Annotated in this window: 18 protein-coding genes and 8 pseudogenes; 10 read left to right on the forward strand and 16 right to left on the reverse strand. The window is 70.3% G+C overall.

Annotated elements, in window-relative coordinates:
* Positions 1-21: 21 nt before the first annotated feature.
* The 4 genes and pseudogenes from LRS04_RS00985 to LRS04_RS01000 form a co-directional block, all read right to left on the reverse strand.
* Positions 22-795 carry an alpha/beta hydrolase family protein gene (locus LRS04_RS00985; protein WP_374577062.1) on the reverse strand — a complete coding sequence of 258 codons (774 nt, stop codon included), beginning with the start codon at positions 793-795 and terminating at the stop codon, positions 22-24.
* On the reverse strand, positions 677-1,939 hold the full coding sequence (locus LRS04_RS00990) for a hypothetical protein (RefSeq protein ID WP_257814749.1): 1,263 nt from the start codon (positions 1,937-1,939) through the stop codon (positions 677-679). Before LRS04_RS00990 ends, LRS04_RS00985 begins: the two co-directional genes overlap by 119 nt.
* A 71-nt stretch (positions 1,940-2,010) precedes the next feature.
* Positions 2,011-2,445, reverse strand: a complete 435-nt coding sequence (locus LRS04_RS00995) for a DUF1178 family protein (RefSeq protein ID WP_257814750.1) — start codon at positions 2,443-2,445, stop codon at positions 2,011-2,013.
* A pseudogene (locus LRS04_RS01000) lies at positions 2,442-3,282 on the reverse strand (carbon-nitrogen hydrolase family protein). Before LRS04_RS01000 ends, LRS04_RS00995 begins: the two are co-directional and overlap by 4 nt.
* 80 nt (positions 3,283-3,362) lie before the next feature.
* Between LRS04_RS01000 and LRS04_RS01005 the strand changes: the two are divergent.
* Positions 3,363-3,665: a hypothetical protein gene (locus tag LRS04_RS01005; RefSeq protein ID WP_257814751.1), complete on the forward strand. Its 303-nt coding sequence runs from the start codon at positions 3,363-3,365 to the stop codon at positions 3,663-3,665.
* A gap of 52 nt (positions 3,666-3,717) precedes the next feature.
* On the opposite strand, the gene grxC is transcribed toward LRS04_RS01005, so the two are convergent.
* The 3 genes from grxC to LRS04_RS01020 form a co-directional block, all read right to left on the reverse strand.
* Positions 3,718-3,978, reverse strand: coding sequence for a glutaredoxin 3 (grxC, locus tag LRS04_RS01010; RefSeq protein WP_257814752.1), 261 nt, complete (start codon positions 3,976-3,978; stop codon positions 3,718-3,720).
* 32 nt (positions 3,979-4,010) lie between these two features.
* Positions 4,011-4,205 (reverse strand): ComF family protein, encoded by a 195-nt coding sequence (locus LRS04_RS01015; protein WP_257814753.1) that lies wholly within the window; start codon positions 4,203-4,205, stop codon positions 4,011-4,013.
* A 185-nt stretch (positions 4,206-4,390) separates the two neighbouring features.
* Positions 4,391-4,795, reverse strand: a complete 405-nt coding sequence (locus LRS04_RS01020) for a hypothetical protein (RefSeq protein ID WP_257814754.1) — start codon at positions 4,793-4,795, stop codon at positions 4,391-4,393.
* Between LRS04_RS01020 and LRS04_RS01025 the strand changes: the two are divergent.
* A pseudogene (locus LRS04_RS01025) lies at positions 4,794-5,713 on the forward strand (methyltransferase domain-containing protein). The gene LRS04_RS01020 and the pseudogene LRS04_RS01025 overlap by 2 nt on opposite strands.
* A gap of 480 nt (positions 5,714-6,193) precedes the next feature.
* Positions 6,194-6,904: a hypothetical protein gene (locus tag LRS04_RS01030; protein ID WP_257814755.1), complete on the forward strand. Its 711-nt coding sequence runs from the start codon at positions 6,194-6,196 to the stop codon at positions 6,902-6,904.
* Between the two features lie 59 nt (positions 6,905-6,963).
* Here LRS04_RS01030 and LRS04_RS01035 read toward each other — a convergent pair whose 3' ends face one another.
* From LRS04_RS01035 to mutT, 3 genes and pseudogenes are all read right to left on the reverse strand, one after another.
* Positions 6,964-7,272 carry a GIY-YIG nuclease family protein gene (locus LRS04_RS01035; RefSeq protein ID WP_257814756.1) on the reverse strand — a complete coding sequence of 103 codons (309 nt, stop codon included), beginning with the start codon at positions 7,270-7,272 and terminating at the stop codon, positions 6,964-6,966.
* Between the two features lie 94 nt (positions 7,273-7,366).
* Complete coding sequence (locus LRS04_RS01040; protein ID WP_257814757.1) at positions 7,367-7,780, reverse strand: secondary thiamine-phosphate synthase enzyme YjbQ; 414 nt, start codon at positions 7,778-7,780, stop codon at positions 7,367-7,369.
* Positions 7,780-8,188 (reverse strand): annotated as a pseudogene (gene mutT / locus LRS04_RS01045) (8-oxo-dGTP diphosphatase MutT). Before mutT ends, LRS04_RS01040 begins: the two are co-directional and overlap by 1 nt.
* Positions 8,189-8,577: 389 nt before the next feature.
* Between mutT and LRS04_RS01050 the strand changes: the two are divergent.
* Positions 8,578-10,012, forward strand: a pseudogene (locus LRS04_RS01050) (DEAD/DEAH box helicase).
* Positions 10,013-10,125: 113 nt separating this feature from the next.
* On the opposite strand, the gene cutA reads toward LRS04_RS01050, so the two are convergent.
* From cutA to LRS04_RS01065, 3 genes and pseudogenes are all read right to left on the reverse strand, one after another.
* The gene (gene cutA / locus LRS04_RS01055; protein WP_257814758.1) at positions 10,126-10,458 is read right to left on the reverse strand and encodes a divalent-cation tolerance protein CutA; all 333 of its coding nucleotides are present in this window, start codon (positions 10,456-10,458) and stop codon (positions 10,126-10,128) included.
* A gap of 144 nt (positions 10,459-10,602) precedes the next feature.
* The gene (argJ, locus tag LRS04_RS01060) at positions 10,603-12,045 is read right to left on the reverse strand and encodes a bifunctional glutamate N-acetyltransferase/amino-acid acetyltransferase ArgJ (RefSeq protein ID WP_257818903.1); all 1,443 of its coding nucleotides are present in this window, start codon (positions 12,043-12,045) and stop codon (positions 10,603-10,605) included.
* A 9-nt stretch (positions 12,046-12,054) separates the two neighbouring features.
* A pseudogene (locus tag LRS04_RS01065) lies at positions 12,055-12,981 on the reverse strand (peptidylprolyl isomerase); the annotation flags it as partial.
* A gap of 166 nt (positions 12,982-13,147) precedes the next feature.
* On the opposite strand from LRS04_RS01065, the gene LRS04_RS01070 reads away from it, so the two are divergent.
* The gene (locus tag LRS04_RS01070) at positions 13,148-14,320 is read left to right on the forward strand and encodes an acetyl-CoA C-acyltransferase (RefSeq protein ID WP_257814759.1); all 1,173 of its coding nucleotides are present in this window, start codon (positions 13,148-13,150) and stop codon (positions 14,318-14,320) included.
* Positions 14,321-14,681: 361 nt separating this feature from the next.
* A pseudogene (secA, locus tag LRS04_RS01075) lies at positions 14,682-17,509 on the forward strand (preprotein translocase subunit SecA).
* A 306-nt stretch (positions 17,510-17,815) separates the two neighbouring features.
* Here secA and LRS04_RS01080 read toward each other — a convergent pair.
* From LRS04_RS01080 to LRS04_RS01090, 3 genes and pseudogenes are all read right to left on the reverse strand, one after another.
* Positions 17,816-19,174, reverse strand: a pseudogene (locus tag LRS04_RS01080) (flavin-containing monooxygenase); the annotation flags it as partial.
* Positions 19,175-19,251: 77 nt separating this feature from the next.
* Positions 19,252-21,120, reverse strand: coding sequence for an alkyl/aryl-sulfatase (locus LRS04_RS01085; protein ID WP_257814760.1), 1,869 nt, complete (start codon positions 21,118-21,120; stop codon positions 19,252-19,254).
* Between the two features lie 203 nt (positions 21,121-21,323).
* Complete coding sequence (locus LRS04_RS01090; RefSeq protein ID WP_257814761.1) at positions 21,324-22,715, reverse strand: carotenoid oxygenase family protein; 1,392 nt, start codon at positions 22,713-22,715, stop codon at positions 21,324-21,326.
* 158 nt (positions 22,716-22,873) lie between these two features.
* Between LRS04_RS01090 and LRS04_RS01095 the strand changes: the two genes are divergently transcribed.
* From LRS04_RS01095 to LRS04_RS01110, 4 genes and pseudogenes are all read left to right on the forward strand, one after another.
* Entirely contained in the window at positions 22,874-23,473 is a 600-nt protein-coding gene (locus tag LRS04_RS01095) for a TetR/AcrR family transcriptional regulator (RefSeq protein ID WP_257814762.1), read from the forward strand.
* Between the two features lie 63 nt (positions 23,474-23,536).
* A pseudogene (locus LRS04_RS01100) lies at positions 23,537-23,965 on the forward strand (epoxide hydrolase family protein); the annotation flags it as partial.
* A gap of 331 nt (positions 23,966-24,296) precedes the next feature.
* The gene (locus tag LRS04_RS01105; protein ID WP_257814763.1) at positions 24,297-24,686 is read left to right on the forward strand and encodes an alpha/beta fold hydrolase; all 390 of its coding nucleotides are present in this window, start codon (positions 24,297-24,299) and stop codon (positions 24,684-24,686) included.
* 16 nt (positions 24,687-24,702) lie between these two features.
* Positions 24,703-25,710 carry a beta-eliminating lyase-related protein gene (locus LRS04_RS01110; RefSeq protein WP_257814764.1) on the forward strand — a complete coding sequence of 336 codons (1,008 nt, stop codon included), beginning with the start codon at positions 24,703-24,705 and terminating at the stop codon, positions 25,708-25,710.
* Positions 25,711-25,927: the final 217 nt, after the last annotated feature.

The raw sequence follows: 25,927 nt of genomic DNA on the forward strand, positions 1-25,927 counted from the left end.
CGTTTCCTCCCCAGGACGCGCTCAGTTCGGCGGGTTGTGCTTCTCGAGGAAGGTCACGACGGCGTTGAGCATGGCGAGCCGGGTCTCGCCGCGAGTCAGCCAGTGGTCCTCGCCGGCCTGCACCACGAGCTCGTGCGGCTTGCCGGCCTTCGCCAGGGCCTCGGCCATGGTGCGGCTCTGGTCCAGCGGGACGACGGTGTCGTCGCGGCCGTGCACCAGCAGGATCGGGGCGTCGGCCTTGTCGGCATGCAGGGCCGGCGAGTAGGCCGCCAGCACCGGATCGCCCAGGTCCTCGGCGCCCATGAAGCGGGTCCAGTAGCGGAACGTCGCGGAGCCGCCCCGCTCACGCGAGAACGAGATCTGCTTCTTGAGGTCCGAGACCCCGGCCACCGAGGCCGCGCAACGGTAGACGCCACGATCGAAGATCGGCCCGGCCAGCGCCGCATAGCCGCCGTAGCTCGCGCCGACGATGCACACCCGCTTCGGGTCGATGACGCCCTGGCCGGCGAGGTGGCGGACGCCGTCGGAGAGGTCGGTCTGCATCTTCCGGCCCCACTGGCCGTAGCCCGCCTCCAGCAGGTCGCCGCCCAGGCCGTCGGACCCGCGGAAATTGACCTGCAGCACCGCATAGCCGCGCGAGGCCAGGGCCTGGGACCACCAGTCGAAGCCCGGTTCGTCACGGCTCGCCGGGCCGCCGTGCGGCATCACGACGAGCGGGAGCCCCTTCGCCGCGCGGCCGACCGGCGTGGTCAGGTAGCCGGTGAGTTCCAGGCCGTCGGCCGCCTTGAAGCGGATCGGCTTCTTCGGCGCGATGTCCTCGGGGTTGAGGTCGTTGTAGACCGCGCCCAGCCAGGTGGCCTTCTTGGTGGCGATGTCCACGAGCGCATAGGCCGGGCCCTCGGCGGGGGGAGTCGGCGATCACCACGATCTTCTTCCGGTCCGCCGACCAGGAGGCGAGCGAGACCAGCGAATCCGGGAACGCCGCCTGCACCGAGCGCCAGGCCCGGGCGTCGGCCTCGTCGAAGAAGTCGTAGACCAGCTTGTCCCCGACCAGGGCCGCGCGGCCGATCAGCCGGCCGTCGACCGGATCGCGCACCGAGCCCTGGCTGTCGATGCGCGGGATCGGCTCGCCGATGGCGCCGGTCGCCAGGTCCACCTCGCGCCAGACCGAGCGGCCGTCGTCGTCGTACTCGGCGAAGAGCACGGTCTGCGGCGTCCGGCCGAGACCGGAGAGGTAGGGCCGCTCCAGCGGCGCCACGGCCGTGCGCACCTCGCGCCAGCCGCCGCCGTTGCGGATCTTCAGCGCCCACCGGCCGCTGCGGCTGTCATAGACCTCGTGGGCCACCGCCTTGCCGTCCGGGCCGACGACCCAGTCGCGGACGTCCTCGCCCACCTCGTCGACGAGCACGCTCTTGCCGGTGTCGAGGTCGTAGCGGAACAGCGTCAGGCGGCTCTGGCCGCTGAAGAAACGGACGCCCTGGACGAACACCGTGGGCTCGCCGCGGAAGGTGCGCACCACCGGCGCGTCGAACAGGGTGTCCAGCGTCTGCTCGACGCCGCGCAGCACGCGCTGCGGCTTCTGCGACGTGAGGTCGTAGCTGTAGGCGACCATCCACTCGCGCCGGCCGCCGGCGATGCCCAGCGGCGCGGCGGTGGCGGTGGCGACGACGAGGATGTGCTTGTCGCCGGCCCACTCGACGCCGCGGACCTTCACGTCGCCGGCGCCGACCTTCATCAGGATCTTGCCGCTCGCCAGGTCCTGGACGGAGACGACGCGGTTCTTGCCGTCGGAAACGACGGCCGCGATCGCGTGGCCGCTGGGCGAGATCTCGATGTCCTCGATGGTGGGCAGCTTGCCGTAGGCCTCGAGCGGCGCCGCGGCCGCAGACGTCACGACGAAGGCGGCGAACGCCGCAGCCATACTCACGATACGGATCACGCTGCTCCCCCGGATGCACAACCGGAGAGTGACCGAAGAAATGCCCGGCGCGCAAGACGCCGCGCAGCGCCCTAGTTGACCTCGGTCTTCTTGGGCGGCTCGGGCGGCAGGGGGGCGACGGGAACGCCGTCCTCCACGAGGCCCTGCACCTCCTTCGGGGTCGCCTGGCCGTAGATGCCGCGCTGTTCCGACCTGCCCTCGTGGATGGCGCGGGCCTCCCGGGCGAAGGCGTCGCCCACGTCGTCGAAGTTCTCCTCCACGTGCCGGCGGATCTGGCCCATGGCCTCCATCATCATCGCCTGCATCTGCGGCGCGGCCTCACGGGCGGGCGCCGTCTTCTTGGTGCCGGCGACCGCCGGGGCCATGATCTGCTTGCGGACATGCTTCGTGCCGCACATCGGGCATTCCAGCAGGCCCGCAGCCTGCTGGTCGTCGTAGTCGGCGGACGAGCCGAACCAGCCCTCGAAGGCGTGCTCGTGCTCACAGGTAAGCGCGTACTTGATCATGCCTGGGATTTGGGGAGCGATGCGGGGCCGGAAAACTCGCGGGCGTTCTTCAGCGCGGGGATGGCGGCGCGGGCCTTGGCCGGCGCCTCCAGGTCGAGGTCGGCCAGAAGCACGCCGGGCTCGTCATGGTCAAGCACGCCCAGCACCTCGCCCCACGGTCCGACGGCGATCGTCCGGCCCCAGGTGCCGCGGCCGTCCTCGTGGAATCCGCCCTGGGCCGGGGCCAGGACGAAGCTGCCGGTCTCGATGGCGCGCGACCTGAGCAGCACCTCCCAGTGGGCCTCGCCGGTCGGCCGGGTGAAGGCGGACGGCACGGTCATCACTTCGGCGCCGGCCAGCGCCAGGGGCCCGGTAGAGCGCCGGGAAGCGCATGTCGTAGCAGACGGTGAGGCCGAGCTTCAGATCGCCCGCCTCGACCGCCACCGCCCGGTCGCCGGGCTCGTAGGCGGCGCTCTCCCGCGGGCTCTCGCCTGTGGGCAGGTCGACGTCGAACATGTGCAGCTTGTCGTAGGTGGCGGCGACGGCGCCGTCGGGGGCGATCAGAAGCGAGCGGTTGGCCGCCTTGCCGTCCTCGCGGCGGATCAGGGCCGAGCCGACCAGCAGCCAGATCGAGAGCTCGCGGGCCGTCTCGCGCAGGCCCTGGACGACCGGATCCTCGCCCAGCGTCCGCAGCTGCGGCAGCAGGACCGCGCGGTCCCGCTGCAGGATGTTGGTTCCCTCGGGCGTGGCCACGAAGCCCGCGCCCCCGGCCGCCGCCTCGCGGATCAGCGGCAGGACATGGGCCAGCGCGGCGGCGTGCGTCGCGGGCGTGCGGGTCTGGATCAGGCCGACCTTCATGGTCCTATCATAGGCCAAGCACGGCTTGCGCCGAGCGGAAGCTTGCGTCCTGATGGCCTCTCCACTTGGGAGGAAACAAGATGCGTTTGATGATCCTCGTGGCCGCCTCCGCGGCCGCGCTGTCCCTCGCCGCCTGCTCGCAAAAGACTGAAGACCACGCCGAAGCCGCCGCCGACGAGGCCGGCGCAGCGGCCAGCTCGGCGGCCCAGGACACGGCGGCCAACGCCGACGCGGCCGCCGCCAACACCGCCGCCGCGGTGGATTCCGCCGTCGACAACACCGCCGCGGCCGCCAACACGGCGGCGGCGAACACGGCCGACGCTGCGGCTACCGCCGGCCGCAAGGCCGACGCGGCCGCCGACGCAGCGGCCACGACGCCCTAAGCGAACGGACTAGTGGCCTGGGCCCCGGCGTCCGCTTCGCGGCGTCGGGCGCTCAGGCCGCCTGTTGCAGCAGGGGGTCGAGCTTGCCCTCGCGCTCGAGCGCCATCATGTCGTCGCAGCCGCCGATGTGCTGCTCGCCCACGAAGATCTGCGGGAAGGTGGCGCGGCCGGAGCGCTGCATCATCTCCTGGCGCTTCTCGGGATCGAAGGCGGCTTCGATCTCGTCGAACTCGACGCCCTTCTTCTCCAGCAGCGAGACCGCGCGGATGCAGTAGGGGCAATAGGGTTTCGTGTAGATGGTGACTTGGGCCATGGCGCTCTAACAAAAGCCGGTCTTGGACGGTTTCATATAGTGAGTCCCCGGCGTTCCTTAACCCGGGCGACGACGGCAAGATCGACGCGGGCCGCGCCGGCGGCCTTCAGCGCCCGCGCACAGCCCTCCGCCGTGGCGCCGGTGGTCAGAACATCGTCAATCAGCAGGATGCGCTTGCCCTCCACCTGGGCCGCCCGCGACGGCGGCACGTGGAAGGCGCCGGCCACGTTGCGCTTGCGGCCCGAGCCCGACTTGCCGCCCTGGCTCTCCGTCGCCCGCTTCCGGACGAGCGCGTCCGGCAGGTAGGTAGGGCACGCCGCTCAGCGCCGACAGCGGCCGGGCGATCTCGGCGGCCTGGTTGTAGCGGCGCCGCAGCAGGCGGAAGGGGTGTAGCGGCACCGGCGCGATGGCGTCAGCGTCCTCGATCAGCGGACGCGCCGCGCGGGAGAGCCAGCGGGCGAACAGCGGTGCGAGGTCCAGCCGGTCGGCGTGCTTGAGCTTCAGGATCGGCTCGCGCGACAGCTCGTCGTAGAGGCAGGCGGCGCGGGCCGCGTCGAACGCCCTGGGCTTCGCCAGGCAGGCGGGACAGCGGTCGCCCGGATCGAACGCGAAGGGGGACCCCGCAGCCGTCGCACACCGGCCCGTCGAGGAAGTGGATGCGGCTCCAGGTCTCCGCCGAAAGCCCGCCGGCCATCGGCGCCTCGCCGCCGTCCAGCGACTGCGGCGGGAAGACCAGGTCGAGGGCGCCGCGCCACAGCGCCTTTGCGCGCGGACCCGGTTTCAATCCGCCGGCGAAGAGACCATGTTCCGCCCGCATGCCCTCCGCCACGACCGACCTGCCCCGCCTCTTCGACCGCGCCCTGCATCGCAAGCGCCTGGACCGCGCGGCCCGCGACTATGCGGACGCCGACTTCCTCCAGCGCCGCGCGGCCCTGGACGTGGCCGAGCGCCTGGAGGCGATCATGCGGGACTTCCCGCTGGCCGTCGACCTCTCGGCGCGCGGCGGCGCGTTCCGCGAGGCCCTGGCCGAGAGCCCGGCGGCGCAGCGGGTCGGAACCCTGATCGAGGCCGACCTGTCGCCCCGGATGCTGGCCGGCCGCGACGGCCCCGCGTGGCGCTGGACGAGGAACGCCTGCCTTTCGCCCCGCAGAGCCTGGACCTCGTGGTCTCGACGCTCGGCCTGCACTGGACCAACGACGTGGTGGGCGCCCTGATCCAGGTGCGCCGGGCGCTTAGGCCCGACGGCCTGTTCATCGGCGCCTTCCTGGGCGGGCAGACGCTGACCGAGCTCCGGCAGTCGCTGGTCGCCGCCGAGGCGGAAATCCTGGGCGGCGCCGGAAGCCGCGTCTCGCCGTTCGCGGACAGCTCCGACGCCGCCGGCCTGCTGCAGCGCGCCGGGTTCGCGCTGCCGGTGGCCGACGTGGACCGGGTGAACGTGACCTACGACCATCCGATCAAGCTGCTCTACGACCTGCGCCGGATGGGCGAGACCAGCGTGCTCGCCGAGCGGCACCCGAAGAAGCTGACGCGGGCGATCCTGGAGCGGACCTTCGAGCTCTACGCCGAGCGCTTCGCCGGCCCCGACGGCCGCGTGCCGGCCACCTTCGAGATCATCACCCTCACCGGCTGGGCGCCGCACGAGAGCCAGCAGCAGCCGCTGAAGCCCGGCTCGGCCAGGATGCGCCTGGCCGACGCGCTCGGGACCACCGAGCACCGGGTGCCCGGGACGCGGTAGTTTTCCTTCCCCATTCATGGGGAAGGGGGACCGTCGGCCGAAGCCGGAGGCTGAAGAGCCGATGGTGGAAGGGGCGGGTTCCGCGCTGTGCCGTCGTTCGCCCCCTCCACCACCCGCTCTGCGGCGGGTGGTCCCCTCCCCCGTGAACGGGGGAGGAAGATCTGCCGCGACAACGGGCCACGGCGGCGCTTCCGCCAGGCTCTGCCTAAGGTTGCGCTTCGGGGGGCTCCCAAGTCGGGGGTCAGTTAGGTGCTATCAAACATTCGAGGCTGGGGCCTTGCCCTGGCCGCCGCGGCCGCGCCGGCCGTGATCCTGGCCGGCTGCGCCAGCGTCGGCGCGCGCGTCTCCGCGCCGTCCACGCCCGAGCGGGCGCCCACCGGCGCGCGCGGGCCGACCGCGCCATCGAGACCCAGGCCAGCGCCTTCGAGAGCTTCATGCGCAAGGCGGGCGGCATCGACGCCGGCTTCGGGTCCGGGCGCGGTGGCGAGCGCGCTGCAGGTCGGCGCGGGGCATGAGCCCAGGGAGCTGCAGTCCGGAATGGTCGCCTATGCGGCTATCGCCGCCCTGCAGGAGCCGCGGTTCGTGGACGGGGTGCGCAAGGCCGGCAAGGGCGACCTCGCCCGCCGGATCGCCGCCAATCCGGGCGCCGTCATGGCCATTCCCGGCGCCGAGGCCGCGGCGGCCCGGGCGTCCGGCGCCCTGGCCCGGCAGGGGGAGGCCCTGGCCGCCGACGGCCGCCGGGTGAAGCAGGCGTCCTACAGCCTCCAGAAACAGGGCTGGTCGAAGCAGAAGGTACCGAACGCGCCCGGCCGCCTGGCGCGGGTGAAATCGATCTCGGCGGCGGGCTACAGCCCCGCGGCGGGCGACCAGGCGCACCTCTACCGCGCCGTCTCGGAAGGCGGGCGCAAGGGCGGCGCCGCCTCAGCCGTGGTCCAGCGCGGCGTGGCGCTGGCGGCGCTCTCGGTGCTGGGCGAGACCGCGCGCGGCAAGGCGCTGATGAGCGAGCCGAAGAGCGGCTTCTGCCTGAAGGTCGCCAAGCTCAACCTCTACCAGTGCCTGGCCAGCGCCGGCCCGCACTACGAGGACATCTACTGCCTCGCCACCCACGCCATGCTGGAGCCGGCGAGCTGCGTGACGGACGCGGTCAAGCCGGCGAAGAGCGGGGTCGTGAAGGCGAGCTACAGCCGGTGATGTCGACCTGTCCGCACACAAACGCCGCTCATCCCGGCGAAAGCCGGGATCCAAGCTGACTACCAGCCGGCAAAGCCGAGCAGATTGTTCAACTCGAGGCCGAGGTCCCGCCATGTGGGGTTCTCGGCTTCGATCAGTGCGATCTTCCACGTCCGCCGCCATTCCTTTATCTGGCGCTCGCGGCGGAAGGCGTTCTCGCGCTCTTCGAATGTCTCGAACCAGACGAGCTTGTCGACGCCGTATCGGGCGGTGAACCCCCGGCGCAGCTTCTCCTGATGCTCATGGACACGGCGCGCGAGATCATCGGTGTGACCTGTGTAGAGCGTGCCGTATGGCTTGCTGGCCATGATGTAGACGAAGAAGCTCATGGGCGTCGGCAGGCCCCGCTTGGATCCCGGCTTTCGCCGGGATGAGCGGAGAATAAAACAGGAACACGCCCCCCATCAAGGGAGGGAGGTTCACTCACCCAGCAGGTGCAGGACCACCTCGCGGCGGTGGGGGGCGGGCGCGGTGCTCGAAGAGGTAGAGGCCCTGCCAGGTCCCGAGCGCCAGGCGGCCGCCCACCAGGGGGACGGAGAGCTGCACCTGCGTCAGGGCGGTCCGCAGGTGGGCCGGCATGTCGTCCGGGCCCTCGTCCTGGTGGCGGTAGGCCGGACTCTCCGGGGCGATCTGGGCGAAATAGTCCTCCAGGTCCCGGCGGACGTCGGGGTCGGCGTTCTCCTGGATCAGCAGGCTGGCCGAGGTGTGCCGGCAGAAGAGGGTCATGAGGCCCGTGGCCATCCCCTGCCCCGCCGCCCAGGCCGCGGCCTCGCGGGTGAACTCGTGCAGGCCCTGGCCGCGCGTGCGGATCTCCAGCGTGTGGGCCGCCTGGCGCATCAGATCAGGTCCCTGAGCCAGGCGACCAGCGGGGCGTCGGCCGGCGGCATGGGATAGTCCCCGAGCTTCACCGGCTTCACCCAGGCCATGGCCTTGTGCTCCAGGTTCTCCACCCGGCCCCTCCCAGCGGCGGACGAGGTAGAGCGGCATCAGCAGATGGAAGCTCTCGTACTCGTGGCTCGCGAAGACGAAGGGGGCCAGGCAGGCGTGGCTGACCGTGATCCCCAGCTCCTCCTTCAGCTCGCGGATCAGGCAGGCCTCGGGCGTCTCGCCGGCCTCGACCTTGCCGCCCGGGAATTCCCACAGGCCGGCGAGCTGCTTGCCCTCCGGCCGCTGACAGATCAGCACCCGGCCGTCGGTGTCGATCAGGGCGGCGGCGGCCACGAGGACGGTGGGTTTTCCAGGCATGTTCGCCGAATAGCCTCCTCTCCCCCAGAAGCGAGAGGTTGGGAAGCGAGAGGGGAGAGGACTGAGGAGAGGGCTTGCCGCCGCCTTTCCCCTCTCCCGGCCTCTCCCTCTCCGCTGCGCGGGGGGAGAGGAGAAATTGCAGCGGCTGCGGAACAATCGTCGAACGTGGGTTGACTTGTTGCGCTGCAGCAGCCATCTGCCTCTCGCGCCTCTGAAACGGCGCATGTCCGCGCTCCAGCCGCGTGGGGCCTCCTAACCGAGGCTCAGCCTGTCGAGTGCAACGGACTCATATGATCGCCCATCACGCGGGGCGCTTCCCCAAAGACCCGCGTCCCGCGCCCTCGGTGTCACCGACTGGGCGCGTTCGGCGCATACGTGAAAGACTGCGTTTGACCCAGTTTACCGATCTTGGCCTGGCCAAGCCGCTCCTCAAGGCGCTGGCCGACCAGGGCTACACCACGCCGACGCCGATCCAGGCGCAGGCGATCCCCGGCGTGATGGCCGGCCGCGACCTGCTGGGCATCGCCCAGACGGGCACCGGCAAGACCGCCGCCTTCGCCCTTCCCATCATCCACCGCCTGGCCGAGGACCGTAAGCCGGCGCCGCGCAAGAGCGCCCGCGTCCTGGTGCTGTCGCCGACCCGCGAGCTCGCCACCCAGATCGGCGAGAGCTTCAAGGCGTACGGCCGCCACATGGGCATCACGGTCGCCGTGGTGTTCGGCGGCGTGAAGTACGGCGCCCAGATGAAGGCGCTGGAGCCCGGCGTCGACGTGCTGGTCGCCACCCCCGGCCGCCTGCTCGACCACATGCAGGAGAAGACCATCAACCTGCAGGGCGTCGAGACCTTCGTCCTCGATGAAGCCGACCAGATGCTGGACATGGGCTTCATCGTGCCGATCCGCCGGATCGTGAAGTTCCTGCCGAAGCACCGCCAGAACCTCTTCTTCTCGGCCACCATGCCGAGCGAGATCGAGAAGCTGACCACCGAGATCCCTGAACCCGAACCCGGTGAAGGTGTCGGTGACGCCGGCGGCCACCACCGTCGAGCGGATCAACCAGAAGGTCCTGTTCGTCGAGCAGACGCGCAAGCGCGCCCTGCTGGCCGAGCTGTTCGACGACGCCAGCTTCAAGCGCGTCATCGTCTTCACCCGCACCAAGCGCGGCGCTGACCGCGTGGCCAAGTCGCTGGAGCAGGTGGGCGTCGACGCCGCGGCCATCCACGGCGACAAGAGCCAGGGCCAGCGCGAGCGCGCGCTCGCCGAATTCAAGGCCGGCCGCGTCCGCGCCCTCGTGGCCACCGACATCGCCGCCCGCGGCATCGACATCGACGCGGTGAGCCACGTGGTGCAGTTCGAGCTGCCGAACGTGCCGGAGGCCTACGTCCACCGGATCGGCCGGACGGCCCGGGCCGGCGCCGACGGCTCGGCGGTGGCGTTCTGCGCCGACGACGAGCGTCCGCTGCTGAAGGACATCGAGAAGGTGACGCGCCAGCGGATCCCGTCCTTCGACCGCCGCAACGACAAGCAGCTCGGCGCCGCCACCGCGGTGATGCCGGAGGTCGGCAAGCCGGACCGCGAGGACACCCGCGGCCAGCGCGGCCCGCAGCCGCATCGCGGCCAGCGCCAGCAGAAGCCGAACCGCAACCATTCGACGGCCAAGCCCGGCCACCGCCACGAGGGGGCTCCGGCCCGCTCCAACAGCGGCGGCGGCGAACGTCCGGCCCAGGCCAAGCCGGCCGGCGGCCAGGGCTTCAAGGGCCCGCGCCGCGGCCGCAGCGGCGGTGGCGGCGGCGGCCGTCGCGAAGGCGTCTGGTCGAACCACTAGGCTCCGCTCATCCCGGCGAAAGCCGGGACCCAGCGGCGCATCCGCCATCCCGGCGTCGGGGCCCATCCTGCCAGTCAGCATGGGTCCCGGCTTTCGCCGGGATGAGCGGATTTTTATGGGCGGCGCGTCACGCCCTCGACCCAGGCCAGGTAGTCGGGGTCGATGTCGGTGACCGGGAGGGCGATCACCTCCGGGGCCTCGTAGCTGTGCAGCGCCCGGATGCGCGCCCGCACCGGCTCCCAGAGGTCGGCGCGGGTCTTGATCGAGAGAAGCTGCTCGGCCTCGCGCTGGACCTCGCCCTTCCAGACGTACCGGCTGCGGATGGCCGCGATCTGCACGCAGGCCGCCAGCCCCTCGGCCAGCAGCTCCTCGGCGATCGTCTCGGCGTCGGCCTCGGTGGCCGTGGTGGTCTGGATCATCAGGGCCTGCATCATGGCGCTCCTCATCCCTCCCCTTCAGGGAGGGGGGCAGGTCGCGGAACGCGACCGGGGTGGGAAACCGCGTTCAGGCGCCCGCTTCAGGGCTGGAACCACACATCCCCACCCGGCGGGGCTTCGCCCCGTCCACCCTCCCCTGAAGAGAAGGGATGACTACGACCGGTAATCCCCGTTGATCTCGACGTAGCGCTTGGTGAGGTCGCAGGTCCAGACCGACGCCGTGGCGCGGCCCATGCCCACGTCGACCGTGACCTCCAGGTCCTGGCGCTTCATGTAGGCGCTCATCTTGCCCTCGTCGTAGGCGGGCGAGATCAGGCCGTCCTGGGCCGCCCAGTAGGGCCCGAACTTCACCGACAGGCTGTCGCGGTCGATGGGCTCCTCGGCCTTGCCGACCGCCATGACGATCCGGCCCCAGTTGGCGTCCTCGCCGGCGAAGGCGGTCTTCACCAGCGGGCTGTCGCAGATGGTGCGGGCGATCTTGCGGGCCGACGCCGCGGTCTCCGCGCCGGTCACCGTCACCTTGATGAACTTGGTGGCTCCCTCCCCGTCGCGGACGAGCTGGTGCGCCAGGTCCATCAGCACGCCTTCGAGCTTGTCGCGGAAGTCGGCGAGCCTGCGGTCGCCGGCCCGGCTGATCTTCGGGGCGCCGGACGCGCCGGTGGCGAACAGCAGCAGGGTGTCGTTGGTGGAGGTATCGCCATCCACCGTGATCGCGTTGAAGGTGGAGCGCGTGTAGAGGTTCACCAGGGCCTGCAGCGCCGCCGGCGTGATCGCCGCATCGGTGACCACGAAGGCCAGCATGGTCGCCATGTCGGGCGCGATCATGCCCGAGCCCTTGCAGATGCCGCCGATGCGCACCTTCGTCCCGTCGATCACGGCCTCGGCGTAGGCGCCCTTCGGGAAGGTGTCGGTGGTCATGATGGCGCGCGCCGCCCCGGCCCAGCCGTCGGGGGTCAGCCGGTGCTCCACCTCCGGCAGGCGGTGGGTGATCTTGCCGTCGTCCAGCAGCACCCCGATCACGCCGGTGGAGGCGGTCATCACGTCCCGCTGGCGGCAGTCGAAGCGCTTGCCGACCGCCGACGCCACCCGGCGCACCGCGTCGGCGCCCGGCCGGCCGGTGAAGGCGTTGGCGCAGCCGGCGTTGACGACGAGGGCGCGGACGCCCTCGCCCTTCGTCGCCTCCAGGTGCCGCCGGCACCAGTCCACCGGGGCCGAGCCCACGGTGCTGCGGGTGAAGACGCCCGCGCAGCTCGCCCCTTCCGGGAAGTGGAACAGCAGCAGGTCCTCGCGGTCGTACTTGTAGAAGCCGGCCCGGCCGGTCGCCATCTCGACGCCGCCGATCGGCGGCATCTTCGGGAACGGCACGGCGAGCGGCGAGACCGGCATGGCCTTGCCCGGCGCGGACGGCGCAGGAGCCGGCGGCGGCGGGGCGGCGAACTGGGCGGCCTGCTTGTCGGCGCGCTTGAGGGCCGCGCGCTTCAGCGCGCTGGTCAGCGGATCGAAGGCGCGTTCCAGGGTCTGGCTCACCACCTCGGCGGGCTTGGCGGCGGCCTTCCGGGTGCGCGAGGCGGCGGTCTTGGCAGGCTTCTTGGTCATGACGTGGCCCCCTTGGGCCTGGGGCGGGACGGGCGCCGGGGCGGCCTTCGGCGCATCGGCCGGCGGCGCGGGCGGCGGCCCGTCGGACTTCACGAGCATCTCCACCTTCGCCTTGCCGCGCAGCTTCTCCAGCAGGTCGCGGATCTGATCATAGGTGAGGAAGCGGACGATCTGCGGCCGGGCGGCCTCGAGCGTGATCGGCTGCTCCAGGCGGCGGTCCTCGACCTTCAGCAGCGCATGCCCGCCCTCGGTGAGGAAGGGCCCGACGATCTGGCCGGGCTTCGCATCCTTCAGCGCCGCGTCGTAGGCCGGCGGCATGACGTCGGTGGTGAAGTAGCCGAGGTCGCCGCCGTTGAAGCGGCTCGCCGCGTCGGTGGAACGCTCCATGGCCAGGGCCTCGAAGGAGGCGCCGGTCGCCAACAGCTTGCGGATCTGCTCGGCGTCGGCCTGGGTCGGCACGAGGATCTGGCGGGCGCGGATCTCCTCCGAGCGCTTCGCGAGCTTGAGCTGCTCCTGATAGAGGCCGCGGATCGCGTTCTCGTTGACCGCGTCGGTGACGACGGTCTCCACCAGCATGTCGCCCAGGATGCGGTCGCGGGCGGCGGCCAGCCGACGCTGGGCGACAGGGTCCTTGTCGAGCTTGCGCTTGAGGGCTTCGGAGGCCAGCAGCTTCTGGTCGACCACCTCCTCCAGCACCTGCTGGAAGAGCGGCGAGGAGACGTCCAGCGGCTCGCCCTCGCCGATCTTGCCCTGGGCGATCGCCTCGCGCTTCACGTCCGAGGACCAGACCGTCTTGCCGTCGACGCGGGCGACCGCCTGGTCGCCGCGCTCCGGCGCCTGTTCCCCGGCCCCCTCCCGGCCGCAGGCGGCCAGCGTCAGGGCGAGGGCCGCGAGCGCGGCCATCAGGGTCGGAGCGAAGGGTCTGGCTGCCGCCATGCGGAGATCGTCCCTCGAAAGTGGGGCGCACCCCCAGGAGCGCATTGGGGGCGCGGCCCGTCCCTAGCCAACTAACCCGCGGAGTGCAAAGGTTGCGCCCGACTTGGGCGGGGCGCCCTCGATGGCGTCCCCCGCCACTATCGATATTTCGGGAGGATCATTGAAAATGCGCGAAGCGGTTGTGGTTTCCTATGCCCGCACCGGTCTGGCGAAGTCGGCCCGGGGCGGCTTCAACATGACGCCGACGGTCTCGATGGCCGCCCATGCGGTCAAGCACGCGGTCGAGAAGGCCGGCATCGACAAGGCCTCGGTCGAGGACGTGTTCATGGGCAATGTCGCCCATGGCGGCGGCAACGTCGGCCGCCAGGCCGCCCTGCTGGCCGGCCTGCCGATCACCACCTCGGGCGTGACCGTGAACCGCTTCTGCTCGTCGGGCCTGCAGACCATCGCCATGGCCGCCAACTATGTCCGCGAGGACGGCGCCGACGTGGTGGTGGCCGGCGGCGTGGAGTCGATCTCCATGCCGAACCCCGGCACGGGCCCGCGCGAGAACTTCGACCCGCGCCTCACCGAGATGTATCCGGCGATCTTCATGCCGATGATCGACACCGCCGACATCGTGGCCGAGCGCTACAAGGTCAGCCGCGAGAGCCAGGACGAGTACTCGCTGGAGAGCCAGCGCCGCATGGCGGCCGCCCAGCAGGCGAACCGGTTCGCGGACGAGATCGTCCCGATGAAGACCAAGATGAAGGTCGTGAACAAGGAGACGAAGGAGGAATCCATCGTCGACTACGTGGTGAACCGGGACGAGTGCAACCGCCCCGACACCACCCTCGAGGGCCTCGCCAAGCTCGAGCCGGTCCGCGGCCCCGGCAAGTACATCACCGCCGGCAACGCCTCTCAGCTCTCCGACGGCGCCGCCGCCGTGGTGATCATGGAGCGCAAGGCCGCCGAGAAGGCGGGTCTCGCCCCGCTCGGCGTCTTCAAGGGCTGGGCGGTGGCCGGCTGCGAGCCCGACGAGATGGGCATCGGCCCGGTGTTCGCCATCCCGCGCCTGTTGGAGCGTCACGGGCTGAAGGTCGACGACATCGACCTGTGGGAGCTGAACGAGGCGTTCGCCTCGCAGTGCCTCTATTCCCGCGACAAGCTCGGCATCGACCCGGAGAAGTACAACGTCAACGGCGGCTCCATCGCCATCGGCCACCCCTTCGGCATGACGGGCGCCCGGCTCGCCGGCCACGTCCTGCAGGAAGGCAAGCGCCGCGGCGCGAAGAACGTCGTGGTCTCCATGTGCATCGGCGGCGGCATGGGGGCTGCGGGGCTGTTCGAGGTCTACTGAGCCTTTTCCCTCCCCTTCATGGGGAGGCGACAGCGCCGCCGGGTGGGGAAGTGGGGGGCCGGGCCCGAACGTCGGAGCTTGAACGCCACTTCCCCACCCTGGCCGCTCCGCGGCCTGTCCCTCCCCATGAAGGGGAGGGATTTTTCGTGTCTCGCGGCCAACACAGCGACGCCACGTCCGGACGGCGTTACGTTGACACTGGCAGGGGCGCTGCTTAAGTCTCGCGCGCCCCGAAAGAGCTATTTTCCCGGGCAGGCGACGCGCCTCGGGCCGCGCCTGGCCCAAAGCAAAGACCGGACACCTCCCCTTGACCATCTTCCAACGGTTCTTCGGCTCCTCCAACGACCGCAAGGTCAAGGCCATGCAGGCCAGGGTCGCGAAGATCAACGCCCTCGAGCCGAAGATCGAAGCGCTCACCGACGAGGAGCTGCGCGGCAAGACCCAGGCGTTCCGTGAGCGACTGGCCGGCGGCGCCAGCCTGGACGACCTGATCGAGGAAGCGTTCGCCGTCGTGCGCGAAGCCTCGCGCCGGACGATCGGCCTGCGCCACTTCGACGTGCAGATGGTCGGCGGGATGATCCTGCACCAGGGCGGCATCTCCGAGATGCGGACCGGCGAGGGCAAGACGCTCGTCGCCACCCCTGCCCGTCTACCTGAACGCGCTGGCCGGCAGGGGCGTGCACGTAATCACGGTCAACGACTACCTGGCCCAGCGCGACAGCGAGTGGATGGGCCAGATCTACCGCTTCCTCGGCCTGTCGGTCGGGGTGATCGTGCACGGCCTCAGCCAGGGCCAGCGCCAGGCGGCCTACAACAGCGACATCACCTACGGCACGAACAACGAGTTCGGCTTCGACTACCTGCGCGACAACCTGGTCTACGACGTCAACGAGATGGTCCAGCGCGGCCACAACTTCGCGATCGTCGACGAGGTGGACTCGATCCTGATCGACGAGGCGCGCACGCCGCTGATCATCTCGGGCCCGACCGAGGACCGCTCCGAGTTCTACAAGATCATCGACGCGCTGATTAAGCAGCTCGTCCAGGACCCGGCGACCTACGACTTCGACGAGAAGCAGCGCCAGGTCATCCTCACCGAGGAGGGCGCCGAGAAGATCGAGGAGATCCTCCAGGCCAACGGCCACCTCGCCGAGGACAGCACCGGTCTCTACGACGCCGCCAACGTCTCGGTGGTGCACCACGTGAACCAGGCGCTGCGCGCCAACGTCCTCTACACCCGCGACAAGGACTACATCGTCCGCGCCGGCGAGGTGATCCTGATCGACGAGTTCACCGGCCGCATGATGCACGGCCGGCGCCTGTCGGAGGGCCTGCACCAGGCCATCGAGGCCAAGGAAGGCGCGGTCATCCAGCCCGAGAACCAGACCCTGGCCTCGGTGACCATCCAGAACTACTTCCGCCTCTATTCGAAGCTGTCCGGCATGACCGGCACGGCCGCCACCGAGGCCCAGGAATTCCTGGACATCTACAAGATGGACGTCGCCGAGGTGCCGACCAACCGCGTCGTGGCGCGGATCGACGACGACGACGAGGTCTACCGGACCTCCAACGAGAAGAACCAGGCGATCCTCAAGCAGATCGCCCACTGCCACGCCCACGGCCAGCCGATCCTGGTGGGCACGGTCTCCATCGAGAAGTCGGAGCACCTCTCCGAGCTTCTGAAGACCTACGACTGGGAAGTCCCGGTGAAGAAGCTGAAGCGCGAGTACTGGAGCCTGGCGGCCCGGGCCCGTGTCGCCGACCCGGCGGCGGCCGCGGCGGCCAAGCAGGAGCTCCTGGCGCTCGGCGAGACGGCGTTCGAGACCACCGTCGCCAAGGGCAAGGGCATCCCGCACAACGTGCTGAACGCCCGCTACCACGAGCAGGAAGCCGGCATCGTCGCCGACGCCGGCGTGCCCGGCGCGGTGACCATCGCCACCAACATGGCCGGCCGCGGCACCGACATCCAGCTCGGCGGCAACGTCGACATGCGGGTCGCCAAGTGGCGCGACGAGCAGCGCGCGCTGGGCGTCGAGCCGACGCCGGAGGACGCCAAGGCGCACCGCGCCGAGGTCGAGGCCGACATCAAGGACCTGAAGGAAGAGGCGCTGGCCGCCGGCGGCCTCTATGTCCTCGGCACCGAGCGCCACGAGAGCCGGCGGATCGACAACCAGCTCCGCGGCCGGACCGGCCGCCAGGGCGACCCCGGCCGCTCGAAGTTCTTCCTGTCCTGCGAGGACGACCTGCTGCGCATCTTCGCCGGCGAGCGCCTGGACGCGATCATGCGGACCTTCGGCGTGCAGGAAGGCGAGGCGATCACCCACAAGTGGCTGAACAGCGCCATCGCCACCGCCCAGAAGCGCGTGGAGCAGCGGAACTACGAGATCCGCAAGAACCTGCTGAAGTACGACGACGTCGTGAACGACCAGCGCAAGGCCGTGTTCGAGCAGCGCCAGGAGTTCATGGAGGCGGCCGACCTCTCGGAGATCATCGCCGAGTTCCGCCGGGACACCATCTCCGACTTCGTCGACCGCCACCTGCCGCCCAAGGCCTATGCCGAGCAGTGGGACATCGACGGCCTCGACCAGCACCTGCAGCAGTACCTCGGCCTGACCCTGCCGGTCCGCGAATGGGCGGCCGAGGAAGGCATCGCCAACGAGGAGATCGAGGGAGCGCATCAACGACGCCGCCAAGGCCCGCGCCGCCGAGCGCGAGGCCCAGGTGGGCGACCACATGCGCAACGTCGAGAAGAGCTTCCTGCTGCAGATGATCGACCTGCAGTGGCGCGAGCACCTGATGCACCTCGACCACCTGCGCAACGTCATCGGCCTGCGCGGCTACGGCCAGCGCGACCCGCTGAACGAGTACAAGACCGAGGCCTTCTCCCTGTTCGAGAAGCTGCTCGTCGATCTGCGCCAGAACGTGACCCGCTGGCTGATGACGGTGGAGTTCACCTTCGAGGAGCCCGCGCCCCTGCCGGCCGGCGACTTCACCGAAATCCACCTCGATCCGCTGACCGGCGAGAACGCCGCCCAGATGGGCGCCCTGCCCGACGGCCTGCCGGCCGACCAGCGCGCGGCGCTTCCGGTCACGTCCCTGCCCCAGGGCTGGGAGGACACCGGCCGCAATGCGCCCTGTCCGTGCGGTTCGGGCCGGAAATTCAAGCACTGCCACGGGGCGCTGGTCTAAGCGCCGCACATCCGGTCCCGTTCATGCAACCCGCTGAGGCCACGCTCGTTAAGCGCTAAGCTTCAGCGGGGGGATCTCAGACATGACCAGCTATCGGGCCTATCAGCTGGACGGACGTCGGCGGATCATGAGCGCCACGTGGGTCGAGGCGGACAACGACGCCGAGGCCAAGGCGAAGGCCGCTGAGGACCTCTGCGAGGACGACATTCCCAGCGTCGAGATCTGGCAGGCCACGCGCCTCGTCGACGAGATCGAGTGCGAAGAAGGCGACGGCGCGGCCTGAGCGGCTAGGCCGCCGCGGCGGCCTCGGCCGCCACACGCCCGGGGGACCGGCAGGGCGTAGCCCGCCGCCCTGGCCCGCTTCTCGCCGGCGGCGATCTCCTTCATCAGGTCACGGACGTAGATCGAGAAGTCCACCTGGATCGTGTGCCGGGCGGCCTTGTAGTAGGGCCCGAGGTGCAGGGCCTCGTCCGCGGCGATCACCTTGCGCATCTCCGCCTCCGGCGGCGGCCGGTAGCGGCCTGTCAGGTAGGCGCCCACCAGCTTGGCCTGCTGCTCGGCGAAGTTGACCAGCGTCGGCAGCGGCTGGGCGAGCCCCATGAAGAACAGGTTCGGCACGTCCGGCTTCATCATCCGCTTGAACAGCGGGAAGCGGTTCTCGGCGTCGGGCTTCAGGTCCGGGTCGGTGAAGAACGGGAAGCTGATGTTGTAGCCGGTGGCGTAGACGATGGCGTCCACGTCCTCGACGGACCCGTCCTCGAAGCGCACCTGCCGGCCCATCAGCTCGGCGATGTTCGGCTTGAACTTCACGTCGCCGCAGCCCGCCCGGGTCAGGAACTCGCCGGACACAGACGGGTGGGCCTCCAGCGGCTCGTGGTCGGGCTTCGGCAGACCGTAGTCCTCCATCCGGCCGATCGCGCTCTTGATCTTCTTGCGGGCGATGGCGCGTCCGAGCTTGCGGGGCATCCAGGCCGGCATCACCGCCTTGTCGGCCACCTTGCCGTCCATGTACTTCGGCAGCACCCAGACGCCGCGCCGGGCGGCGACCCAGAGCGTCCTGGCGATCGGCCGCTGGGAGAGCTCGGAGGCGATGTCCATCGCCGAATTGCCCATGCCGACCACGACGATGTTCTTGCCGCGCATGTCCACCGGATCGAACGGCCCGCGGTAGTCGTGGGCGTGGAAATGCGGCCCGTCGAACTGGCCCGGATAGTCCGGGATGCGGGCGTCCCAGTGGTGGCCGTTGCAGACGAAGAGCACGTCGTAGCGCCGCGTCTCGCCGGTCGACAGCGTCACCGACCAGTGGCCGCCCGGCCGGCGTTCGGCGCGCTCCACCCGGGTGTTGAAGGTGATCCGCCGCCGCAGGTCGAAATGGTCCACGTAGTCGCGGAAATACTGCAGGAGCTGGGCGTGGTGCGGGAAGTCCGGCCAGTCGGCGGGGACCGGATAGTCCTCGAACGCCAGCCGCCACTTCGAGGTGTCGATATGCAGGCTCTCGTAGCAGGCCGACATGCCGTTGGGGTTCTTGAAGTACCAGTTGCCGCCGACGTCGTCCGACATCTCGAAGCAGTCGAACGGCACGCCGAGGTCCTGCAGGCGCTTGGCCGTGGTGAAGCCCGAGCAGCCCGCGCCGATGATGCAGGCCTTGGGCAAGGCGACCGTCATGCGTTCCTCCCGGAGTCCGTCTTCGCGGGACTCTCTCTTCCGGTCAGGCTGACGTCATTCCCTCACGTCAGCGCAAATCACCGCCAGACGATGGGGAAATTGGCCCGGGGCGGGGTGAACCAGCCCATCAGCTGCTTCAGGCCTTCCACGTCGCCCTCCACGCCGGGCGGCATGGGCATCCCCTGGGACATGGCCAGGAAGGCGGCCCGCGGCATCGACACCGCCGCGTCCGCCTTCCCGCCCTTGGGATCGGCCTCGTAGGTCAGCACCTGGTTGCGGACGGTGACGCGGAAGCGCTCCTTGCGCTCCGGGAAGGCCAGGTCGAGCGCGAAGGCGGCGTCGCCCACCTTGGCCGGGTCGAGCCAGACCGACATCAGGTCCAGCAGCATCGGCGTCGGCGTCGAACGGATCAGGTCGACGGCGGCCCCGCCGCCCCGGGCCGGCGTGATCCCGTTCCGCAGCTCAAGGGCGCCGGTCAGGTACATGTTGCGGCCGATGGCGCTCTCGGCCCCGGCGGCCTGCCGTTCGTAGACGCCGGCCAGGAAGTCGCGGGCCGCCTGATTCTTCGGGTCGGACATGACCACGCGATTGGCGAGCGCGCCGGCCCAGCGGTCGTCGCCCGCCGCGAACGCCTTGCGCGCCTCGGCCAGCACGCGCTCCGCGCCGCCCATCAGCGCCACGGTGCGCCCCGCCTCGTCCGCGGGCTCCAGCGGCGCGAGGTTCACCGGATTGGCGTCGTACCAGCCCATGTAGCGCTGATAGACGGCGCGCGAATTGAAGCTGAGGGTTCCGTAGTAGCCGCGGTTGTACCACTCGTCGGAGAGCGCCGCGGGCAGCTTCAGGCGGTTGGCGATCTCCGGTCCGGTCAGGCCATCGTTCATCATCCGCACCGACTGGTCGTGCAGGAACTTGTAGGCGTCGCGGTGCTTGGCCATGAAGCCGGCGATCTCGCTCCGGCCGAACCGCGGCCAGGCGTGGCTGGTCATCATCACGTCGGTGCGGTCGGCGTAGAGGCGGATGGATTCGGTGAGGTAGTCGGCCCACGCCTTGGCGTCGCGGACCAGGGCGCCGCGCGGCGTCAGCACGTTGTGCATCGTGGCGTTGGCGTTCTCCGCCAGGTCCAGCAGCTTTAGGTCGGGGAAGTAGAGGTTCATCTCCGCCGGCGCCTCGGTGGCCGGCGTGAGCTGGAACTGGATGCGGACGCCGTCGACGACCAGTTCCTGGCCGGTGCGGACGATGTCCACCGTGGGCGGAACGAGGGTCTGGGTCCCGGCGGCCACCGCCTGGCCGATCCCGGAGCTGACCTGGCCGGTCGGTCCCTTCGGCAGCAGCGATCCGAACTGGTAGAGCGCGCGTCGGCTCATGGCCGCCCCGGCGATGACGTTCTCGCTGACCGCATGCTCCAGGAAGCCGGCCGGCGCGATCACCTGCACCTTTCCCGCGTCCACGTCGGCCTGGGCGACCATGCCGCGCGAGCCGCCGAAGTGGTCCACGTGGCTATGGGTGTAGATCAGCGCCACGACCGGGCGGGCGCCCAGCTTCTCGTTGGCGAGGTCGAGCGCCGCCCGGGCGGTCTCGGTGGCGGTCAGCGGGTCGATGACGATCCAGCCGGTCTTGCCGGCGATGAAGGTGGCGTTGGCGATGTCGAAGCCGCGGACCTGCCAGACGCCGTCGGCCACCTTGTAGAGGCCGTGCTTGGACAGGAGTTGCGCCTGCCGCCACAGGCTGGGGTTCACGCTCGCCGGCGCGGGCCCCTTCAGGAAGTCGTAGGCGGTCAGGTCCCAGGCGACGCCGCCGTCGGCGCGCAGGATCTTCGGATCGGCCCGCGTCCCGACGAATCCGCGCTCGGCGAAGTCGAAATCCTGCCGGTCCTGGAAGTTGGGGGCGGCGTGGGCCGAGCTTGCCAACAGGCTCAGTCCGGCCGCCAGCGCCATCATCCGTCGCATCTCACCCTCCCCTTCCGCTCATCCCGGCGAAAGCCGGGACCCAAGCTGAATCCGCGGCTTGGCCACCAAGATCACAGGTTCCGCGAGGTCAGGAAGGGGTAGATGCAAACACAGGACTGGGCCGGGGCCCACTCAGCCTGGATCCCGGCTTTCGCCGGGATGAGCGGAGTTGGGGGTGGATCCCGGCTTTCGCCGGGGCCGGCCTAGAAGCTGACCCAGTTGCCGTGGAAGCCGAAGGGCACGCGGCGCGGGAGCTCGGCCACCGCGATCGGCCCCTTCTCCACGTCCTGGGCCTCGAAGACCACGAGGTCGGAGCGGTTCTCGGCGGCCCGCCAGATCACCGCCGTCAGCCAGCCGTCGCCCTCGGGCGCGTCGGCCGAGCGCGGGGTGAAGACCGGCTCCGACGTCAGGTCCCCGCCGTTCAATTGATAGACCTGCCGCCTGCCGGTGTGGAAATCCATGTGGGCGATGGCGCACTGCTTGATGGTGCCCGAGGACGTGGGGTCGGCGGCGTACCAGCCATGCCGGTGCCGCCGGGTCTCGACCCGGGGATCGACCCTGGGGAACTCGCCGTCCAGGTCGTCCAGCGGCGTCTCCTGGATCGCGTCGCTGTCGCCGGCCAGGTCGAAGGTCCAGCGCACCAGGCGCGCGGCCGACTTCTGGCCGGGCGAACCGTCGGCCTTCGGGAACAGCGGCGCGGTGTCGTAGCGCATGACGTCGGCATAGAGCTTGCCGTCCGCCTCCCAGGCGTTCAGCGGGTGGAAGACGTAGCAGGCCTCGGTGTTGAACCAGCGGATGTCGGCCACGTCGCCGTCGCGGCGCATGACGCCAACATGGCTGCCCTTCTCCGGCTCCCAGGCGAAGGCCGGCTTGCCGGACATGGCCCGCTCCAGACTGGCGGTCAGCGGCAGGACCGGGAACAGCACATGGTTCTCGGTGACCATGAAGTCGTGGACCATGGACGCGAACGGGGCCTGGAACTCCGAGCGCCGGACCACCGTCCCGTCGGCGGCGGTCACGCCATAGCTCATGCCCGCCGAGAGCGGCATCTGGCCCACGCCGTAGGCGAACCAGACCATCTCGCCGGTCGCCGGGTCGATCTTCGGGTGCGCCGTGACCCGGCCGCCGTAGGGCCGCACATAGCCGCGGCTCTCCAGGGTGTCGCGTTCCATCTCGAAGGGATGGTGGCCCTCCTCCAGCGCCAGCAGGCGGCCGGCGTGCCAGACGATGTTGGTGTTGGCGACGCCGCCCTCGTTGCCCAGGGCCAGGGGGTCGGTGGTCATCGGATTGCCGAAGGTCCCGAACAGCGAACGGCCGTGCTCGTGCTCCAGCTCCCACTTGGGCGTCCGAGCATAGCGGTTGCGGTAGCTGACCTTGCCGTCGGCCACATAGAAGCCGTGGACCATGCCGTCGCCGGCGAACCAGTGGTGGTTGGGGTCGCGGGGGTCGAACTGCGGATTGGGCCCGATGCGGAAGAGCGCGCCGCGGAGCTCGCGGGGCATGTCACCCTTCACCACCAGGTCGAAGTCGTCCTCGCTGCGGACCGGCGCGAAGTTGCCGGAGAGATACGGATTGATCCGAACGTCGCCATCCATCGCGCTTCTCCCAGATTTTGATTCAGAATTGGGCGCGTCCTGGTCGCAAGACCGGAGCCCACTTTTGCGGATCGCGCCCGGCATGAAACTTACGTTGTAAATTTATTTCGTAAGGGGTAGCCCTTGGCAAGTCCTTTGTTCGCGTCCCGAGGGATTCGATGCCTCGTGTCCTCTCCGAAGCCGATGTCGCCGACTTCCGCGAGCGTCTGTGCGACGCCGCCGAGCGGCTGTTCGTGGAGCGCGGACCCGACGCGGTGACCATGCGACAGCTCGCCGCCGAGCTCGGCGTCTCGCCGATGACGCCCTACCGCTACTTCAAGGACAAGGACGACATCCTGGCCGCGATCCGGACGAACGGCTTCGACCGGTTCGCCGAGGCCCTGGAGCGGGCCCGCGAGCGCGCCACCGGCGCCCGCGCCAAGGGGGCCGCTGTCGGCCAGGCCTACGTCGACTTCGCCTTCGAGCACCCCCACACCTACAAGCTGATGTTCGACCTCAATCAGCCGATCGAGGGCGACTACCCCGAGCTGGTCCGCGCCGCGCGGCGGGCGCGCGAGACCATGACCGCCTGGGTCGAGGACCAGAAGGCGGAAGGCGTCATGCAGGGCGACCCGGAGCAGATCGGCCTGATGTTCTGGTCGTCCGTCCACGGCCTCGTGGTCCTGGAGATGGCCGGCAAGCTGCCGCCGGGCACGGCCCAGAGGATGCACCACACCATCGCCCAGACGCTGGGCAAGGGCCTGCGCGCCCAGAGCTAGGCCAGGGCGCTTGACCGCCGCCGGGGCAGGCGCGCCAAGTCCTGCGCAAAACGGGAGGGTGCGATGGCGGAGCCGAAGCCATTCAAGGTCCATTGGGACGAGGCGCAGGTCCAGGCGGTGCTCGACCGCGTGCGCGACTATCCCTGGCCGCCGATCCCGGATGTCCCGGACGGCTGGGCCTACGGCTGCGACGGCGCCTGGCTGAAGGGGCTCTGCGAGCACTGGACGACCGCCTACGACTGGCGGGCGGCGGTCGACGACCTCAACCGCTTCCCTCAGTTCACCGCCCGGGTCGAGGATTTCGACCTCCACTTCCTGCATGTCGTGGGTGAGGCGGAAGGACGGCGGCCCCTCATCGTCACCCATGGCTGGCCGGGGTCCCACTACGAGTTCTGGCAGGCGATCGAGCCGCTGGCCTTCCCCTCCCGCTTCGGCGGCCGGGCGGAGGACGCCTTCGATCTCGTGATCCCCTCCCTGCCCGGCTTCGGCTTCTCCTCGAAGCCCCGGCGCCCGATCGGCCAGCGGACGACGGCGCGGCTGTTCAACACCCTGATGACCGAAGTCCTGGGCTATTCCAGCTATCTCGCCCAGGGGGCGACTGGGGGGCGATGGTCACCTCCCTGGCTCGGCCGCGACCATGGCGCCAACGCGCGCGCCATCCACCTCAACATGCTGGGCTTCCGTCCGCACGGCGGGCCCCAGACCCCGGACGAGATCGCCTGGGCCCAGCGTTCGGCCGGCGCCATGGACCTGATGGGCGCCTACTTCCGGCTGCAGGTCTCCAAGCCGCAGTCGATCGCCTGGATGGGGGGCCGGCAACCCGGTGGGCCAGGCCGCCTGGATCGCCGAGCGGTTCCACGACTGGTCGGACCTGCGCGAAAAGCCGATGGACGCGGTCTATCCGCAGGATCGGCTCCTCACGAACATCATGCTCTATGTGATGACCGACAGCTTCGCGACGGGCGCCTGGTACTACCGGGGCCTCGTGGAGGAAGGCGGCCTCGCCTTCGAGCCCGGCGAGCGCTGCGAGACCCCGACCGCCTTCGCGAACTTCCCCGGGGAGCCGCTCTATTCGGCTCCGCCCCGCAGTTTCGCCGAGCGCGCCTACAACATCGTCCGCTGGACCGACATGCCGAGGGGCGGCCACTTCGCCGCCATGGAGGAGCCGGAGCTGTTCGTCGACGAGGTCAGGGCTTGGGCGAAGGGACTCTGACGGCTAATCAGCCGCCATGGCCCGCTACGACTTCGCGTCCGACAACACCGCCCCCGCCGCGCCCGAGGCCATGGAGGCCCTGGTCGCCGCCAACGCCGGCTTCACCTCCGGCTACGGGACCGACCCCGTCACCGCCCGGGCCGCCGACCTGGTGCGCGCGCTCGTCGACGCGGACGCCGAGGTGCGGTTCGTGGCCTCCGGCACGGCGGCCAACGCCATCTCGGTGGCCGCGCTCGCCCGGCCGTTCGAGGCCATGCTGGCCCACGAGCACGCCCACATCTGCACCGACGAGACCGGCGCCCCCGGCCTCTTCGGCCACGGCGTCGGCCTGATCGGCCTGCCCGGCGCGTCCGGCAGGATCGAGCCCGCGGCCCTGGAGGCGGCGCTGGCCCAGCCGGACGTCTCCTACCGCCAGTCGCCGGCCGCCCTGTCGCTGACCAACGCCACCGAGTACGGGACGGTCTACAGCCACGACGCCCTGGCGGCGCTCACCGCGCCGGTGAAGGCGAAGGGTTACGGCGTCCACCTGGACGGCGCCCGCCTCGCCAACGCCGCCGCCGGCGGCTTCGATCTCAAGCGGATCAAGGACCTGGGCGTCGACCTGCTGGTGGTCGGCGGCACCAAGGCCGGCATGCCGCCCACCGAGGCCCTGGTGATCTTCGACCGGGCGCTGGCCCGCCGGTTCGACGCCCGCCTCAAACAGGCCGGCCAGTTGCCGTCCAAGGGCCGGTTCTACGCCGCGCCGTTCATCGGCATGCTGGAGGACGGGGCCTTTGTCCGCCACGCCGCCCACGCCAACCGGATGGCCCGGCGGCTCGCCGACCTCATGCCGTTCAAGGTGCTGCATCCGGTGGAGGCCAACGGCGTGTTCGTGGACATGGACGACCGGCGGCTCGCGGCGCTGCACGCCTCGGGCTGGTTCGCCTACCGCTTCCTCGACGGCTCGGTCCGGTTCATGTGCTCGTGGGCCACGACGCCCGATGCGGTCGACGAACTGGGCGAAACGCTCCGACGGCTGGCCTGATTCCCGCCGCAAAACGGGGTCGGCGAACCGGAAAAAGGGTCAAGTTTGCCTATACTTGCGCCCATGTGTGGCGCCTTGGGCGCACTCGCCCGGAAATATGAAACAGCTGTAACCTCCAGGGTAACATTGTGGCGGCTTTTCGTTGCTCGCCTGTCGCGCGCATGACAGCTTGCCGGCTCGCCGTTTTCAGGCGGTTGGGGATGCGCGCTTGCCGGTA

It is taken from the genome of Phenylobacterium sp. J367, assembly GCF_024699985.1.
Taxonomy (GTDB): domain Bacteria; phylum Pseudomonadota; class Alphaproteobacteria; order Caulobacterales; family Caulobacteraceae; genus Phenylobacterium.

Bases quoted from the DNA above. Each gene is read 5' to 3' on its own strand.
- LRS04_RS00995 (WP_257814750.1), bottom strand. From the start codon at position 2,445: ATGATCAAGTACGCGCTTACCTGTGAGCACGAGCACGCCTTCGAGGGC.
- LRS04_RS01005 (WP_257814751.1), top strand. From the start codon at position 3,363: ATGCGTTTGATGATCCTCGTGGCCGCCTCCGCGGCCGCGCTGTCCCTC.
- grxC (WP_257814752.1), bottom strand. From the start codon at position 3,978: ATGGCCCAAGTCACCATCTACACGAAACCCTATTGCCCCTACTGCATC.
- LRS04_RS01020 (WP_257814754.1), bottom strand. From the start codon at position 4,795: ATGCGGGCGGAACATGGTCTCTTCGCCGGCGGATTGAAACCGGGTCCG.
- LRS04_RS01035 (WP_257814756.1), bottom strand. From the start codon at position 7,272: ATGAGCTTCTTCGTCTACATCATGGCCAGCAAGCCATACGGCACGCTC.
- LRS04_RS01040 (WP_257814757.1), bottom strand. From the start codon at position 7,780: ATGCGCCAGGCGGCCCACACGCTGGAGATCCGCACGCGCGGCCAGGGC.
- cutA (WP_257814758.1), bottom strand. From the start codon at position 10,458: ATGAGGAGCGCCATGATGCAGGCCCTGATGATCCAGACCACCACGGCC.
- argJ (WP_257818903.1), bottom strand. From the start codon at position 12,045: ATGACCAAGAAGCCTGCCAAGACCGCCGCCTCGCGCACCCGGAAGGCC.
- LRS04_RS01070 (WP_257814759.1), top strand. From the start codon at position 13,148: ATGCGCGAAGCGGTTGTGGTTTCCTATGCCCGCACCGGTCTGGCGAAG.
- LRS04_RS01085 (WP_257814760.1), bottom strand. From the start codon at position 21,120: ATGCGACGGATGATGGCGCTGGCGGCCGGACTGAGCCTGTTGGCAAGC.
- LRS04_RS01090 (WP_257814761.1), bottom strand. From the start codon at position 22,715: ATGGATGGCGACGTTCGGATCAATCCGTATCTCTCCGGCAACTTCGCG.
- LRS04_RS01095 (WP_257814762.1), top strand. From the start codon at position 22,874: ATGCCTCGTGTCCTCTCCGAAGCCGATGTCGCCGACTTCCGCGAGCGT.
- LRS04_RS01110 (WP_257814764.1), top strand. From the start codon at position 24,703: ATGGCCCGCTACGACTTCGCGTCCGACAACACCGCCCCCGCCGCGCCC.